Here is a 15,170-nt window from a genome sequence, read left to right on the forward strand (position 1 = left end):
CTGCCGTCCGGCCACCGGTGTGGTCATCGGCGGCGTCGTGGTGGCCCCCAACGGCTCGGAGCTGATCCTGCCCATCGCGATCGCCGTGCAGAACAACCTCACCGTCAACGACCTCGCTGCGACGTTCTCGGTGTATCCGTCGCTGACAGGTTCGATCACCGAGGCGGCACGCCAGCTGATGCGGCACGACGACCTGGACTGATCCCGAAGTGTGGGACACGCATTTCACATAGTGGCTCCTCCAGTGAGATAGTCGAGGCACGGTTCGAAATCATCGACCCGTGCCTCGGCGCTCTCCCGCCCCGCAGACCCAGGACGGACAGGGTGTTCCTCACCTGATCCCTGCTTTGACGTGCCTCCTGGGAGTCGACATGCCGCAATCACTTGCCCGCCGCATGGATGGTCTGCGCAGCTCCGCCATCCGTGACCTTCTCACCCTCACCGCCCGGCCCGACGTGGTCAGCCTCGCAGGCGGGCTGCCCGACCCCGAATTCATTCCGCGCGAACGGATCCGGAAGGAAGCGGAACTCGCGCTCGCGGACCCGGCATCCGTCCAGTACGGCGAGACCACCGGGCTGCGCCGGCTCCGCGACGTGCTCGCCGCCCGGGAGGGCGCGAAGGTCGGCCGGCCGCTCGGCGCCGCCGACGTCGTCGTCACCCACGGCTCGCAGCAGGCGCTGAGCCTTCTCGCGCAGGTGCTGCTCGATCCCGGCGACGTCGTGATCGTCGAGGATCCCGCCTACACCGGAGCGCTACAGGTGTTCCGGGCCGCGGAGGCCGACGTCCGGTCCGTCGCACTCGACGCCGACGGGATGGACACCGACGCACTGCAGGGCATGCTCGAGGACGGATTGCGGCCCACCGTGGTCCACACGGTGAGCAACTTCCACAACCCTCGCGGCGTCGTCCTGGCGCCCGGCCGCCGGGAACACCTGGCCGCACTGGCGGACCGCTACGGCTTCTGGGTGATCGAGGACGACCCGTACGGTGAACTCTACTTCGACGGGCCACCGCCCGCGCCCGTCGCGGCGCTGTCGGACCGGGTGATCCGGCTGTCCAGCGCGTCGAAGATCCTGGCGCCTGCGCTCCGGGTCGGGTGGCTGCACGGCGACCGGCGGGTGTGTGAGGCCGTCGAGCTGCTCAAGCAGGGCGCGGACCTCTGCGGTTCGTCGCTGACGCACCAGATCGCCGCCGGACTGCTGTCGGACGAGCCGTGGCTGGACCTGCACCTGGAGATGCTGCGTGCCGGCTACGGGTCCCGGGCCCGAGCGCTCGCGGACGGCGTCACCTCGACGTTCGGCGACCGCGCCAGCGTGTCCTCGGCGGCGGGCGGGATGTTCTGCTGGACCGAGTTCACGGACGCAGACCTCGACACGGCGGCACTGTTGCAGACCGCCGTGGACCGCGGTGTCGCCTTCGTCCCCGGATCGGCTTTCGGCGTCGCCGCGGAGCACCGGAGCGCTGTGCGGCTGTGCTTTGCGACGTGTTCGGAGGACGTGCTGACGGGTGCGGTGGCGAGACTCGGCGCCGCGTACGCCGATCACGCCCAGTCGTAGGTCCGTTCGACCGCCTTGTTCCACTCGGCGTAGAGCCGGGTGGACTCGGCCTCGTCCATCGCGGGTTCCCACGTCTTGTCGACTGCCCAGTTCGCGCGGATGTCGTCCTCGCTCTCCCAGAAGCCGACGGCCAGCCCCGCGGCGTACGCGGCGCCCAGCGCCGTCGTCTCGTTGACGACGGGACGGATGACGGGCACGGCGAGAATGTCCGACTGGAACTGCATGAGGGTCTCGTTGACGACCATGCCGCCGTCCACCTTGAGGGAGGCGAGTTCGACGCCCGAATCGGCGCGCATCGCCTCGATCACCTCGCGGGTCTGATATGCGGTGGCTTCCAGGGCGGCCCTGGCGAGATGGCCCTTGTTCACGAACCGGGTGAGCCCGACGATGGCCCCGCGGGCGTCGGGCCGCCAGCGCGGTGCGAACAAACCGGAGAACGCGGGCACGAAGTAGGCGCCGCCGTTGTCGTCGACCGACTTGGCCAGATCCTCGATGTCCTTGGCGGACTCGATGATTCCCAGGTTGTCGCGCAGCCACTGCACCAGTGAGCCGGTGACGGCCACCGACCCCTCGAGGGCGTAGACCGCCGGCGCGTCACCGATCTTGTAACAGACCGTGGTGAGGAGTCCGTGCTTGCTGTGCACGGGTGTGGTCCCCGTGTTGAGCAGCAGGAAGTTCCCCGTCCCGTACGTGTTCTTCGCTTCGCCCTCCGACAGGCAGGCCTGCCCGAACGTGGCGGCCTGCTGGTCGCCGAGGATTCCGGCCACCGGCACGCCGGGCAGCGTCCCGTGCGGGCGTCCGACGCCGTAGACCTCCGACGAGCTGCGGATCTCGGGCAGCATCGACATCGGGATACCGAAATCGGCACAGATCTCCGGATCCCAGTCGAGGGTCTCGAGATTCATCAACAGGGTGCGGGAGGCGTTGGTGACATCCGTCACGTGGGTGCCCTCCGTGATGTGCCACAGAATCCAGCTGTCGATCGTGCCGAAGCAGAGCTCGCCCGCGTCCGCCTTCGCCCGTGCACCGTCGACGTTGTCCAGAATCCACCGGACCTTCGGCCCCGAGAAATACGTGGACAGCGGCAGCCCGGTGCGCTTCTGGTACCGGCCCGGGCCCTCGTCGCCGCCGAGTTGCGTGCACAGTTCGTCGGTGCGCGTGTCCTGCCAGACGATGGCGTTGTACACGGGTTCTCCGGTGTTCCGGTCCCACACGACCGCCGTCTCCCGCTGATTGGTGATGCCGATCGCGGCGATGTCGCGTTTGGTGAGATCGGCCTTCGCGAGCGCGGACGCCACCACTTCGCGGGTGTTGATCCACAGCTGCGTCGGATCGTGCTCCACCCAGCCTGCGCGCGGAAAGAACTGCTCGTGTTCCTTCTGGGCGACGCTGACCACGGCGCCGTCGTGATCGAAGATCATGCAGCGGCTGGAGGTGGTGCCCTGGTCTATCGCGGCGATGTACTGAATCACACGCATGAAGCTACTAGCCTGGCAGAGAATCCGTCGTCATCTCACAGGAGCCCGAGTTGAGTAGTCAGCCAGGTGTGCAGTTCCTCGGTCCCCGGCAGCGTGATGCCGCATGGGACAAGCTGCAGACCGAACAGTTCGACGTCGTCGTGATCGGCGGGGGTGTCGTCGGAGCCGGTGCGGCACTCGACGCGGCCACCCGCGGGCTGAAGGTGGCGTTGGTCGAGGCACGCGATTACGCGTCCGGGACGTCGAGTCGCTCGTCGAAGATGTTCCACGGCGGTCTGCGCTATCTCGAGCAGCTCGAGTTCGGACTGGTCCGGGAGGCGCTCCGGGAGCGTGAGCTGTCGCTGACCACCCTCGCCCCGCACCTGGTGAAGCCGCTCAAGTTCCTGTTCCCGATCACCCACCGCGTGTGGGAGCGCCCCTATATGGCGGCGGGGATCTTCCTCTACGACCGGATGGGCGGCGCCAAATCGGTTCCGGCCCAAAAACATCTGACGCGAGCGGGTGCGCTGCGGATGGCACCGGGGCTCAAGCGCAACTCGCTGACCGGCGGCATCCAGTACTACGACACCGTCGTCGACGACGCCCGTCACACCATGACCGTCGCCCGCACCGCCGCTCACTACGGGGCGGTCGTGCGCACGTCCACGCAGGTGGTCGGATTCCTCCGGGAGGCGGACCGGGTCTCCGGAGTGCGCGTCCGGGACTGCGAGGACGGCCGCACCGCGGACGTGAAGGCGCACGTCGTCATCAACGCCACGGGGGTGTGGACCGACGAGATCCAGGCGCTGTCGCGGCAACGCGGCCGGTTCCGCGTCCGCGCGTCCAAGGGCGTCCACATCGTGGTGCCGCGGGATCGGATCGTGAGCGACGCCGCGATCATCCTCCGCACCGAGAAGTCGGTGCTGTTCGTGATCCCGTGGGGCAGCCACTGGATCATCGGGACCACCGACACGGATTGGAATCTCGACCTCGCGCACCCGGCGGCCACCAAGGCCGACATCGATTACATCCTCGGTCATGTCAACAAGGTGCTGGTGACGTCGCTGACCCACGACGACATCGACGGCGTCTACGCGGGCCTGCGCCCGCTGCTCGCGGGGGAGAGCGACGAGACGTCGAAACTGTCGCGGGAACACGCCGTCGCGCGTGTCGCACCGGGTCTCGTCGCCATCGCCGGCGGCAAGTACACCACCTACCGGGTGATGGCCGAGGACGCCGTGGATCTCGCCGCCGACGACATTCCCGCGCGAATGGCGCCGTCCATCACGGAGAAGGTACCGCTCGTCGGCGCGGACGGCTATTTCGCGCTGGTCAATCAGACCGTTCACCTCGGCCAGATGTACGGACTTCACCCGTACCGCGTGAAGCATCTGCTGGACCGGTACGGTTCGCTGATCGACGAGGTGCTCGACCAGGCGAGCGGGAAACCGGAGCTTCTCCAGCCCATCACGGACGCACCGGCCTACCTGCAGGTCGAGGTCGTGTATGCGGCGGCGGCCGAGGGTGCCCTGCATCTCGACGACATCCTCGCCCGGCGCACGCGCATCGCCATCGAGTACTCGCATCGGGGTGTGAACTGCGCCGAGCAGGTGGCGCAACTGGTGGCCCCCGTCCTCGGCTGGGACGCCGACGCCGTCGACCGTGAGGTGAAGACGTATCAGGCGCGGGTGGAGGCGGAGGTGCAGTCGCAGGCCCAGCCGGACGACCTGTCGGCCGACGCGTTGCGGGCGGCGGCGCCCGAGTCGCGGGTCGAACTGCTCGAACCACCGGTCAGTGTGTCAGAAATACCTTGATGACCACGATGATCGTCGCGATCACGGCGAGGCCGAACGCGGCGAGGTGCGTGCCGTTCGTGACTCTTTCGCGGCGGAGACGGCTGATCACGTAACTGATCGATCCGATACGGGCGATCATCACGATCTCGGCGGTCAGTTGCGCGGTTCTCGGCTCCAGCCAGCCCAGCAGGGCTGTGCCGAGGATCACGGCAGGCACCACCGCGGACGTCAGGACGGGGAGACTGTCCCGCAGTTCCCGTAGGCGTTCGGTGCTGGACAGTGATCTGCCGAGCCGGAGCGTCTGGCCTACCGACTCGGCGAACACGTGGGCGAGAAACGTGGACAGCGCGGCACCGACGACGATGGCGATGCCCAGGGTCTCCTGGGATTTGGTGACCGGGATGAGCGCGGCGAGCACCAGGATGTTGCCGTAGATGTAAGCGCTGATGCGGCTCGCCGCATGGTCGGGCGACAGCGGCTCGTCGCTGATCAGCGGCGGGCGATTCAAGAGCCTCGGAAGGTCCCAGTCCATCCTTCGAGCATTCCACGATCTCGTCGGTCAGCGGGTGTGGACGAGCCATTTCGGGGCGTGGGCGGCGACGACTCCCGACAAAGCCATGACGACGAGGGCTGCGACAGCGATGTATTCCATGTGACCGAGCATCGTCCCGCAACCCGTGAGCGGTGTGGACGTTGTCTGTGAGCTCCCTGGGAACTCAGACCTTCGGGCTGTAGTGCTGCGGGTCGTCGCGCCGGCCGAGCGGTGGAAGATTGCGTCGGGGTGTGTGGACGAGCGGAGCGTGCGCAGGGGCGCGTCCGGTCTCGCGGTCCCAGCCTGCGCGGGCGCGCGGGTGGTAGCGGTAACGCCAGGGCACGAGCCGGAAGACGGCGCCCACGGCGCGGCCGGCGAGGGTGTGCAGGCGCTCGTCGCGTGTGGTCCAGCGGTAGCCGAGGAGGTCACGGACCGGTTGGTCGTACATGCCGACCGTCAGCCACACGAAGCCCTTCGCCACCGGGATGCGGAGGATCGACCAGATCGGGTCGGGTAGCCACGACAGGAACGGGGGAACGCCGAGACCGGACAGGTCGAGGACGTCGCGGGTGGCCTTGTTGTCCTCGAGGACGTTGCGGCACATCTGATCCCAATACTTCTGGAACGCCTCCCAGGTTTCCGGGACGGGGCGCATGCTCATTCCGTACAGGCGGTACCACTGGATGTGCTCGGTGAACAGCCGGCGCTTCTGGTCCTCGGTGAGGCCACCCATGAAGTGGTCGCCCGTGAGGATGGTGCCCATGAAGAACGTGGCGTGCGCCCAGTAGAACGTGTCCGGGTCGAGGGCGTGGTACCTGCGGCCGTGTTTGTCGATTCCCTTGATGTTGTCGTGATACCCCCGCACCTGCTCGGCGGTCTGCTGAGCACGGTCGCCGTCGAAGACGACGCCGCCGATCGGGTACAGCGACCGGTAGAGCCGCTCCCACCGCTCGTCGAAGAAGCGGGAATGTTCCTCGACGCCCGCGCCGAGTCCGGGATGCATGTTCTGCATCGACCCGGCCCAGACGCCCTGCAGCATTCCGCGCCAGTCGCCGAAATACTTCCAGGTCAACGAGTCGGGTCCGAGGGGGACGGGAACGGAGGCCGGGACGGGCGTACCGTCCGCGTTCAAGTGACTACGCACGTTGTCAGACTAAGATCTGACAACACACGTAGTCAAGGATTGGGGCGAGAAGAGTGACGCTGGAGGACCGGCGGGAAGCACGGCGGAATTCGCTACTCCGCGCGGGCATCGCGCTGCTCGGAGCCCCGGACGGGCCCGCGGTGAACGTGCGCGCGGTCTGCCGCGCCGCCTCGCTGACCGAACGGTACTTCTACGAGTCGTTCCAGGACCGGGACGAATTCGTGCGCTCGGTCTACACCGCAGTGGGCGACGAGGCGCAGGCCGCTCTCGTGGAGGCGGTCGCGTCCACCGAGACCGCGCGGCAGCGCGCCGAGGCCGCCGTGGACGCGTTCGTGAAACTCATGGTCGACGATCCCGCCATGGGCCGCGTGCTGCTGCTCGCACCGCTGTCGGAACCTGCGCTGAGCAGGCGCGGCATCGACCTGATGCCCGGCTTCGTCGCGCTCGTGCACGACCAGCTGTCCGCCGTCGCCGACGAGGTGGAGAAACAACTCGTCGCGGTCGGTGTGGTGGGCGCGCTCACGACGCTGTTCATCGGATATCTCGACGGAACTGTTGCCGCGTCGCGCGAGCAATTCGTCGCTCATTGCGTCACTCTGGTGGTGGAGGCAAACAAGGCCGGCCACGAGTGAGGTGCGCATGCCCTTCCAGGTATCCGTGGACGATCCGACTCGCCCGCAACCCGAGCTTCGGGTGCTCGACCGCAAGTTCTTCCAACTCGTCGGCGAGTTCGTCTACGTCCACGGCGACACGGTGGTGACGGTGCCCGGTTGCGCCCCGATGCCGTGCCTTCTCCGCACGGATCTGGCATCGATCCCCGCGCCGCTGCAAGGCCTGCTCACCCCGTACGGCCGGCAGTTGCTTCCCGCGATCATGCACGACGACCTCTGCAAACGTGCGAGCGCGCAGGGACCGGAGGGAAACACGCTGCGACGGCACGCGGACGAACTGTTCCGGCTCGCCCTGCTCGACGAGGGCGTCGGACCGTTCCGCAGCCGCATCTTCTGGGTCGGCGTCGAGGTCGGCCGGTTCTGGACGTTCACCGACGTCGCCCGGTTCCTGCTCATCGCGCATCAGGTGCTCGGGATGCTGTGCTGGGTGGTGGGCGTGCCGTGGGCGCTGGCGACCTCGCACTTCGGCCTGGCCGCGCTCTTTCTCGTGCTTCCGGTGGTGCTGTCGCTGTTGTGGCGCAGAGACTTTCCCGTCGCCCTGCTCGGGTGCCTTCTCCTGCCCGTCATCGCGCCGACGTATCTGCTGACGATCGCCACGGCCGCGGTGCTGTGGGTGCCGGACGGTGCCGCGTGGTTGCTCGGCCGCAGGCGGACTCGCCGACCGCCGCCGCTCGGGCCGCCGACCACCGTCCTCCGCTAATCCACCATCGGCGGCTGGCAGTACGTGCAGAAGAAGATCTGCTGCTGACCGAGGTCGTGGCCTTCGATCACCGTCCCGCAACGGCGGCAACGCTTTCCGGCACGCCCGTACACCCATGGCCGATGGCGGACGGAGTTGTTCTTGTCGATGTGAATCATGCGATGCGCGAGCATGACCAGCGCGGGCAGGTCGGCCACGCCGCTCGACGGAGTGTAGGGGTGGACGCCGCGGAGGAAGCAGATCTCGTTGCGGTACACGTTGCCGAGACCGGCCAGGTTGCGCTGGTCGACCAGGGCGAGACCGATGGGCTGGTCGCCGGCCGCCCGCAGGTTGCGGATCGCCGTGTCGGCGTCCCAGTCCGGCCCCAGCAGGTCGGGGCCGAGGTGGCCGACCGCGGACTCCTCGTCGTCACGCCCCAGAATCTCGGTGATGCCGAGCGAGAATCCGACCGCCACCCTGTCGTCGGTGGCGAGCACGATCCGGGCCTGGTGCGTGGGACGGCGCCACTTCGTGTCCGGCGCGTAGATGTGCCACGCACCTTCCATCTTCAGATGCGTGTGGATCGAGTAGTCGCCGACCCGGATGAGGAGGTGCTTCCCGCGGCTGACCACCTCGTCGACGAGCCGGCCGGACAGGTCGACGGTGGCGTACCGGGGGACCCGCACATCGCAGCGGGTCAGCACCTTGCCCGCGAGGGCGTCGCGAAGCGAGTTGGCGGTGCGCCAGACAGTATCGCCTTCGGGCATCTCAGGCTCGCAACCGGAATCCGCGGGGGGTGGGCGAGAAACCGGCCTCGGTCAGGATCGGCGCGAAGTCGCTGCCGTGGATGGTGTCGCCGTCGACCTTCTCGACCACGATCTTGTCGATCCCGCCGCGCTTGACCACACCGGCGAGCGTGACCGCCGCGGTGCGGAGCACGCCGGGGTCGTCGGTGAAGGTGAGGATCGTGCGCCCGCCGCGTTCGACGAACAGGATCAGGTCACCCTCCACGAGCACCACCAGGCCGCCGGCCTTGCGTCCCGGCCGGTGCGCGGGCGCGTCGTCGCCGCGCTTCGGCCAGGGGAGGGCCGCACCGTACGGGTTGGCGGGATCGCTGGCGGCGAGAGTCACAGCGGGCAGGGTGGTGTGCCTGCCCTCGAGCGAGTCGGCGTAGCTCCGGAGTCGATCCACCACGGGCGGGGTGGAGAACTGTGCACCGCCGAGCGACTCGACGAAATGGCCTCGCCGGCAGCGGCCGTTGTCCTCGAACGTGCCCAGCACCTTGTACATCAGCGCGAATCCGCCGGGAACGTTCTCGGTCATCACGGACCCGCGCGTCACCACCCCGTACCGCTCCAGAAGCAGTTCGGCCGTGGCGCTGGCACGCAGCGTGGCATCGGATTCGGCGGCGGGGAGGATCGACCACCTTCCCCCGACCGTGGGCGGTGCGGTGCGCACCGGGACCGTCAGGCTGCGGTACGCGCGGGCACGTGGGGGTCGTCGCGGCGACCGGTGGCTCGTGGTGGTCCTGGACGTGTCCGACAGCAGGGCGCGGACCGGGGCGAGTGTGTCGTTGCCGATGTGGCCCAGCCACACCAGATCCCACAATGCGGTGGCCAGCGCGGTGTCGTCGGACATCTCGAGGGTGTCCGCGAGTTGCCGGAAGAAGTACGCGCCGCCGCCGGACAGCGTGTCGAGCACCTGGCGCTGGACATCGGACAGGTCCGATTCCGCGGGCGTGGTCAGCGTGAGCGGTGCGGTGTCGGCGGGGTGGAGGCACACCCACCCGTCCTTGCCGGAGATGCTGCCCGCGCCCGACCACAGCACCTCGCCGGTGGAGGTGAGTTCGTCGAGCATGGCGGGGGAGTAGTCGGCCACCCGGGACGGCAGGATCAGCGACTCGAGTGCCGAGGCGGGCACCGGGACGCCGGCAAGCTGTTCCACCACGGTCGCGACGCCGTCGATGCCGCGCAGTGTGCCCCCCACGTGCTGCCAGCCCGGGAGGAAGCGGCCGAGCGTCGCGGTGCTGACCGGTTCGACCTCCTGCCGCGCCGCGGCCAGCGAGCGCCTGCGGAGTCGGCGGAGAACCTCGGCGTCGCACCATTCGCTCCCGGTCGCGCCGGGGCGGAACTCGCCCTCGACCACCCGCTTTCCCTGCGCAAGTCGCTGCAGCACGTCACGGGCCACCGCGGAACCGAGCCCGAAACGGGTGGCGGCGTCGGTGATCGTGAACGGGCCGTGGGTGCGGGCGTACCGGCTGATCAGGTCGGCCAGCGGATCGTCGACGGGTTCGATGAACGCGGCGGGAACACCGATGGGTAGCGGCACCCCGAGCCCGTCGCGCAGGCGGGCCGCATCCTCGATGGCCGTCCACCATTCGTGACCCGCGAAGGAGACGGCGAGCGCCCGCTTCGCCCGGACGAGTTCGTCGAGCCAGGGAGTGGGATCGCTGGTCGACCGTGCGGCGACCTCGTCGGAGGTGAGCGGACCCAGGAGGCGCAGCAGGTCGGCGACGCCTTCGAGATCCTTCGCCTTGCGGTCGGGAAGCAGGCGCTGGAGTTCGAGTTCGGCGTGGGCGATGACGTCGGCGTCGAGCAGTTCGCGCAGTTCCACCCTGCCGAGCAGTTCCGCCAGCAGCGTCGAGTCCAGGGACAGCGCCGCCGCCCGGCGTTCGGCGAGCGGGCTGTCGCCCTCGTACATGAACTCGCCGACGTAGTTGAACAGCAGGGCGCCGGCGAACGGCGACGGCGACTGCGTTTCCACCTCGACGATGCGGATCTGGCGACGCGCGAGCCTGCGGAGCAGGTCCTTCAGGGCCGGTAGGTCGTACACGTCCTGCAGGCACTCGCGGACGGTCTCGAGCAGGATCGGGAACGTCGGATACCGGCGGGCCACGTCGAGCAGCTGGGCGGACCGCTGCCGCTGCTGCCAGAGCGGTGCGCGTTTCCCGGGCGTGCGGCGCGGAAGCAGCAGCGCCCGGGCCGCGCACTCACGGAACCGGGACGCGAACAGCGCCGAACCGCCGACCTGTTCGGTGACGATGTCCTCGATCTCGTCGGTGTCGAAGACGAAGAGGTCGGCGCCGGGCGGGGTGTCCTCGGTGTCGGGGAGGCGCACGATGATGCCGTCGTCGGATGCCGTCGCGTTCGAGTCGAGGCCGTACCGCTCGCTCAGCCGCGCACTCACGGCCAGCGCCCACGGTGCGTGAACACGCTGGCCGTACGGCGAATGCAGGATCAGTCGCCAGTCGCCGAGCTCGTCACGGAATCGTTCGACCACCAGGGTGCGGTCGGTGGGGACCTGCCCGGTGGCGGTCTTCTGCTCGGCGACGAGCTGAACGAGATTGTTCGTGGCGTTCTCGTCGAGCCCGCCGGTGCGGCAGCGTTCCTGCACCTCGGTCTCGTGCCCGAGCGAGATCTCCCGCAGGAACTGCCCCAGCGCCTCGCCCAGTTCCGCCGGCCGGCCCAGACCGTCACCGTGCCAGAACGGCAGCCGCCCCGGCTGCCCGTAGGCGGGGCTGACCAGCACCCGGTCGAACGTGATCTCCTCGATCCGCCAGCTGGTGGCCCCGAGCGCGAAGACGTCGCCGACCCGCGATTCGTACACCATCTCCTCGTCGAGTTCGCCGACGCGGGACGCCTTCTCGCCGACCATGTAGACCGTGAACAGACCGCGGTCGGGGATGGCTCCTCCCGAGGTGACCGCCAGCCGCTGCGCGCCGGGGCGTCCCGTGAGCGTGTTGGCCTCGCGGTCCCAGACGAGGCGGGGCCTGAGCTCGGCGAACTCGTCGGACGGGTAGAGGCCCGCGAGCAGATCGAGGGTGGACTCGAACGCCGAGCGCGGCAGCGTCGCGAAGGAACCGCTGCGCCGGACCGTCTCGAACCAGTCGTCCACGTCGAGCGGCTCGAGCGCGGTGGCCGCCACCGTGTGCTGGGCGAGGATGTCGAGCGGATTGGCGGGGACGGCGAGCGCCTCGATCTTCCCGGTGACCATGCGCTCGACGGTGACCGCGCAGTGCACGAGATCGGTGCGGTGCTTCGGGAACACGACACCCCGGGAGATCTCCCCGACCTGGTGTCCGGCGCGGCCGACCCGCTGCAGGCCGTTCGCCACCGACGGTGGTGCCTCGACCTGGATCACCAGATCGACCGCGCCCATGTCGATTCCGAGTTCGAGGCTGCTCGTCGCGACCACGCACCGCAGTCGCCCCGACTTCAGGTCGTCCTCGATCAGGGCCCGCTGGTCCTTGCTGACCGACCCGTGGTGGGCGCGAGCGAGCAGGGGGTCCGCGCCGAAATTGACCTCGGACGGCGTGCCGATCTGCGATGCCGGTTTCGGGTTCTTGTCGACGGCGGTCCCGGCGCGTTCGGCGTAGATCTCGTTGAGCCGAGCCGTCAGGCGCTCGGCGAGGCGCCGCGAGTTGGCGAACACGATGGACGACCGGTGCGCCAGGACGAGGTCGACGATCTGTTCCTCGACGTGCGGCCAGATCGACCCCGCCTGCGGGGTCGCCGACGCCGAACCCTCGGCGGGTTCGGCGAGGCCGAGTTCGGTCATGTCCTCGACCGGCACCTGCACGGTGAGGTCGAACGTCTTCGGCGACGGCGGTGCGACGATCCGGATGGGCGCCGAACCGGACAGGAACCGGCCCACCTCCTCGTGCGGGCGCACCGTCGCCGACAGCCCGATGCGCTGCGCCGGGGTCGCGAGAAGCTGGTCGAGACGCTCGAGCGACAGGGCCAGGTGGGCGCCGCGCTTGGTGCCGGCCACCGCGTGCACCTCGTCGACGATGACGGTGTCGACCTGGGTCAGCGTCTCGCGCGCGGCGGACGTGAGCATGAGGAACAGCGACTCGGGGGTGGTGATGAGGATGTCGGGCGGATTCTTGATCAGGGCGCGCCGGTCGCCTGCCGGTGTGTCGCCGGAGCGGACCCCCACCGAGATCTCCGGCGGCGTGAGCCCGAGCCGCTTGGCCGTCTGCGTGATCCCGACGAGCGGGGCGCGCAGATTGCGTTCGACGTCGACACCCAGGGCCTTGAGCGGGGAGATGTAGAGGACCCTGGTCTTGCGGTCCTTCCCGTCGGTGGCGGCGAGTTGGTCGAGGGACCACAGGAAAGCGGACAACGTCTTGCCCGAACCGGTCGGGGCCACGACGAGCGTGTGCGCGCGGCTGGCGATCGACTCCCACGCACCGAGCTGCGCGGCCGTCGGCGCCGGGAAGGCGCCGCCGAACCACTCGCGGGTGGCAGCGGAGAACCTGCCCAGGACGTCGCTCACCGTTCCATAGTGCACCGGGGGTACGACACGCAGCGGGAACATACCGTGCGGTCTGTGGAATCCGTCCGGTCAAATCATGCGGCAGATCCCGCATGCGGTCACCAACGCCGACGTCGCATTGGCGGAGTCGATCCTGGCGCAGTGTGCGAGAGGAGGTACGCCCGACGATGTCGAGAGTGCCGGCCACCGCCTCCTCTCTCATCTCGATCCCGACGGAAACCTGGGTGACGATCGTTATCGCTCGCGGCGGCGTGGTGTTTCGTTGGGCCGTCGAGATTCCGAACTGATGTCGACGATCTCCGGTGAGCTCGACCCCACAGCGCGCGCTCTGCTCGACCCGGTTCTCGCGAAATGGGCTCGCCCCGGCATGAACAACCCGGACGACCCGGAGTCACCGTCCGGCGACGCCGAGAATCCGTCGATCGACCGTGAAGCACTGGTAGCGGCAGAGAAACCACGACGCCCTCGGTGCGATATTCCGGGTCATGCTGGAATCCTGGAATCCAGGGATCCTGGGCCGGCATCGGGGTCTGCCTGTCACGGTGATCTTCACCGTGACCCTCGACCGACTCGAGAAGGCGGCGGGCGGCGTGACCACCACGGCCACCGGCGGACTCCTTCCCCTCGGCGACGCGCTGAAGCTCGCCGAGCGCGCCCACCCGGTGCTCGGCCTGTTCGACCACGACTGGTTGCGCGGCCCCCGGCCGGCATGTGTGCGGTGCACCACGTGCAGGAGTGGCGCAACACCGGATACACCGACATCGACTCACTGTGGCTCGCGTGCGATGCCTGCCACGCCCAGGTCCACGACGGGCCTACAGCCTGGCCGACCACCAGCGCGCCAGCCGGTGACACGTACGCGGGGCGCACCGAATGGCTTCCACCACCGCACATCGACCCGGCCAGAAACCCGCGAATCAATCACCGACATCACGCCGGTGAGTTGATCGCTCGCGCTCGCCGGAACACCCGCGACCGGGCACGAACCGTGGACGGAGTGCCCTCACCGTGCGCCGCCCCTCACACTGTCGTGAGTTCCGCTGTCGCCGGAGCGAACGACGGCGACGGCAACTCGACGGTGGCGGGCTCGTGCTCGGAGACCACCACGTAGGCGCCCACAGCGAGTAGCGCCAGAGCAACTGCGCGGATCATCCTGAACACGTTGTCTCGCTTCGGTCGAAGGGGCGGTGTGTCACGGGTGTAGCCGTCAGACCGTAGACGAGGGCACCGACAGCTACGGTGGAGCCATGACTGCTGCAGGGGACAGCCACGAACTCGACCGACTCCGGGAGGCCGCACAAGCCCGCCTCGAGAAGAGGGTGGGGGACGGAAAGCTGACATTGGAGGAGTATTCGGAGCAAGCCGCGATCGTCTGGTCCCGCGACGTCGACGTCGAAGGTCTTCGGCGGCTGGTTCCCGTCGAAGTTCCGGCGGCGCCGGTGTCGCGTCCTCAGTCCACCATCGTCGGAATCTTCGGCGACACCAAGCGTTCCGGCCGTTGGTCGCTCGCGGTCAAGACACTGGCCCTGCTCGTGTTCGGGGACGTGAAGCTCGACCTCCGGTCGGCCGTGATCGGCGCCCGCACATCGACGATCACACTCGTCACACTGTTCGGCGACAGCACGATCACCGTTCCGGAGGGCGTGCATGTCGAGGTGGGTGGTTTCGACCTCTTCGGCGACCGCGAACTCGACGCCGGTGCACAGGATCCCGGGCCCGGAGCCCCGACGATCCGCATCGTGTCGTACTCGCTGTTCGGTGACCTGAGGGTGCGCACCCGCTAGTCGCGGCCGAGGCGCTCCAGCAACGCCGACTTGATCGCCGGACGTCCCGCTGCGACGAGCGTGAAGGTGGCTTCACGCATGAGGCGTTCGGCGGTGTTCCCGGCCAGCAGTGACGAGCTGCCCTTCGCCGTGACGAGGGCGGTGGCGGTGCGGATGGCGAGTTCCGAAGCGCGGGCCCGTGCTTCGGCGATCTCGGCGCGGCCTTCGAGCGCCGCGTTCAGGTCGAGTCGCGCGCGTGCGGCCTGCTCTTCGAACGGGTCGGCGTCGACGCCGA

The 15,170-nt window shown here is 68.8% G+C and carries 11 protein-coding genes and 5 pseudogenes; 9 read left to right on the forward strand and 7 right to left on the reverse strand.

Features of this window, described 5'->3' with window-relative positions; translation table 11 throughout:
• Positions 1-202, forward strand: a pseudogene (locus AZG88_RS54250) (NAD(P)H-quinone dehydrogenase); the annotation flags it as partial.
• A gap of 169 nt (positions 203-371) precedes the next feature.
• A complete protein-coding gene (locus AZG88_RS27505; RefSeq protein ID WP_005239926.1) occupies positions 372-1,556 on the forward strand; it encodes an aminotransferase-like domain-containing protein in 1,185 nt (394 codons plus the stop codon).
• Here AZG88_RS27505 and glpK read toward each other — a convergent pair.
• Entirely contained in the window at positions 1,541-3,034 is a 1,494-nt protein-coding gene (gene glpK, locus AZG88_RS27510; protein ID WP_061044096.1) for a glycerol kinase GlpK, read from the reverse strand. The genes AZG88_RS27505 and glpK overlap by 16 nt on opposite strands.
• 50 nt (positions 3,035-3,084) lie before the next feature.
• Here glpK and glpD point away from each other — a divergent pair, with 50 nt between their 5' ends.
• Complete coding sequence (glpD, locus tag AZG88_RS27515) at positions 3,085-4,827, forward strand: glycerol-3-phosphate dehydrogenase (RefSeq protein ID WP_005239930.1); 1,743 nt, start codon at positions 3,085-3,087, stop codon at positions 4,825-4,827.
• On the opposite strand, the gene AZG88_RS27520 is transcribed toward glpD, so the two are convergent.
• Both AZG88_RS27520 and AZG88_RS27525 read right to left on the reverse strand, forming a co-directional pair.
• The gene (locus AZG88_RS27520) at positions 4,805-5,341 is read right to left on the reverse strand and encodes a hypothetical protein (protein WP_005239931.1); all 537 of its coding nucleotides are present in this window, start codon (positions 5,339-5,341) and stop codon (positions 4,805-4,807) included. The two genes, glpD and AZG88_RS27520, sit on opposite strands and share 23 nt — an antisense overlap.
• Before the next feature lie 184 nt (positions 5,342-5,525).
• A complete protein-coding gene (locus AZG88_RS27525; RefSeq protein WP_005239934.1) occupies positions 5,526-6,485 on the reverse strand; it encodes an oxygenase MpaB family protein in 960 nt (319 codons plus the stop codon).
• A 53-nt stretch (positions 6,486-6,538) separates the two neighbouring features.
• Between AZG88_RS27525 and AZG88_RS27530 the strand changes: the two genes are divergently transcribed.
• Together AZG88_RS27530 and AZG88_RS27535 are read left to right on the forward strand one after the other, a co-directional pair.
• The gene (locus tag AZG88_RS27530) at positions 6,539-7,117 is read left to right on the forward strand and encodes a TetR/AcrR family transcriptional regulator (RefSeq protein ID WP_005239936.1); all 579 of its coding nucleotides are present in this window, start codon (positions 6,539-6,541) and stop codon (positions 7,115-7,117) included.
• A 7-nt stretch (positions 7,118-7,124) separates the two neighbouring features.
• A complete protein-coding gene (locus tag AZG88_RS27535; RefSeq protein ID WP_005239938.1) occupies positions 7,125-7,856 on the forward strand; it encodes a DUF1353 domain-containing protein in 732 nt (243 codons plus the stop codon).
• Here the strand turns inward: AZG88_RS27535 and AZG88_RS27540 are convergent.
• Together AZG88_RS27540 and AZG88_RS27545 are read right to left on the reverse strand one after the other, a co-directional pair.
• Positions 7,853-8,602, reverse strand: a complete 750-nt coding sequence (locus tag AZG88_RS27540; RefSeq protein WP_061699718.1) for a DNA-formamidopyrimidine glycosylase family protein — start codon at positions 8,600-8,602, stop codon at positions 7,853-7,855. The two genes, AZG88_RS27535 and AZG88_RS27540, sit on opposite strands and share 4 nt — an antisense overlap.
• A gap of 1 nt (position 8,603) precedes the next feature.
• Positions 8,604-13,112 carry an ATP-dependent helicase gene (locus tag AZG88_RS27545; RefSeq protein ID WP_187300153.1) on the reverse strand — a complete coding sequence of 1,503 codons (4,509 nt, stop codon included), beginning with the start codon at positions 13,110-13,112 and terminating at the stop codon, positions 8,604-8,606.
• 76 nt (positions 13,113-13,188) lie between these two features.
• Here AZG88_RS27545 and AZG88_RS55135 point away from each other — a divergent pair.
• The 3 pseudogenes from AZG88_RS55135 to AZG88_RS54260 all read left to right on the forward strand — a co-directional run.
• Positions 13,189-13,458, forward strand: a pseudogene (locus tag AZG88_RS55135) (DUF222 domain-containing protein); the annotation flags it as partial.
• Positions 13,459-13,597: 139 nt separating this feature from the next.
• A pseudogene (locus tag AZG88_RS55140) lies at positions 13,598-13,735 on the forward strand (HNH endonuclease); the annotation flags it as partial.
• 86 nt (positions 13,736-13,821) lie between these two features.
• Positions 13,822-13,878 (forward strand): annotated as a pseudogene (locus AZG88_RS54260) (HNH endonuclease); the annotation flags it as partial.
• Between the two features lie 254 nt (positions 13,879-14,132).
• On the opposite strand, the gene AZG88_RS55145 reads toward AZG88_RS54260, so the two are convergent.
• Complete coding sequence (locus AZG88_RS55145; RefSeq protein WP_269455071.1) at positions 14,133-14,264, reverse strand: hypothetical protein; 132 nt, start codon at positions 14,262-14,264, stop codon at positions 14,133-14,135.
• A gap of 95 nt (positions 14,265-14,359) precedes the next feature.
• Between AZG88_RS55145 and AZG88_RS27555 the strand changes: the two genes are divergently transcribed.
• Positions 14,360-14,896: a LiaF domain-containing protein gene (locus tag AZG88_RS27555; RefSeq protein ID WP_061699720.1), complete on the forward strand. Its 537-nt coding sequence runs from the start codon at positions 14,360-14,362 to the stop codon at positions 14,894-14,896.
• On the opposite strand, the pseudogene AZG88_RS27560 reads toward AZG88_RS27555, so the two are convergent.
• Positions 14,893-15,170: pseudogene (locus AZG88_RS27560) on the reverse strand (acyl-CoA dehydrogenase family protein); the annotation flags it as partial. The gene AZG88_RS27555 and the pseudogene AZG88_RS27560 sit on opposite strands and share 4 nt — an antisense overlap.

Origin of the sequence: Rhodococcus sp. LB1, assembly GCF_001583455.1 — a bacterium.
GTDB classification, from domain to species: domain Bacteria; phylum Actinomycetota; class Actinomycetes; order Mycobacteriales; family Mycobacteriaceae; genus Rhodococcus_F; species Rhodococcus_F opacus.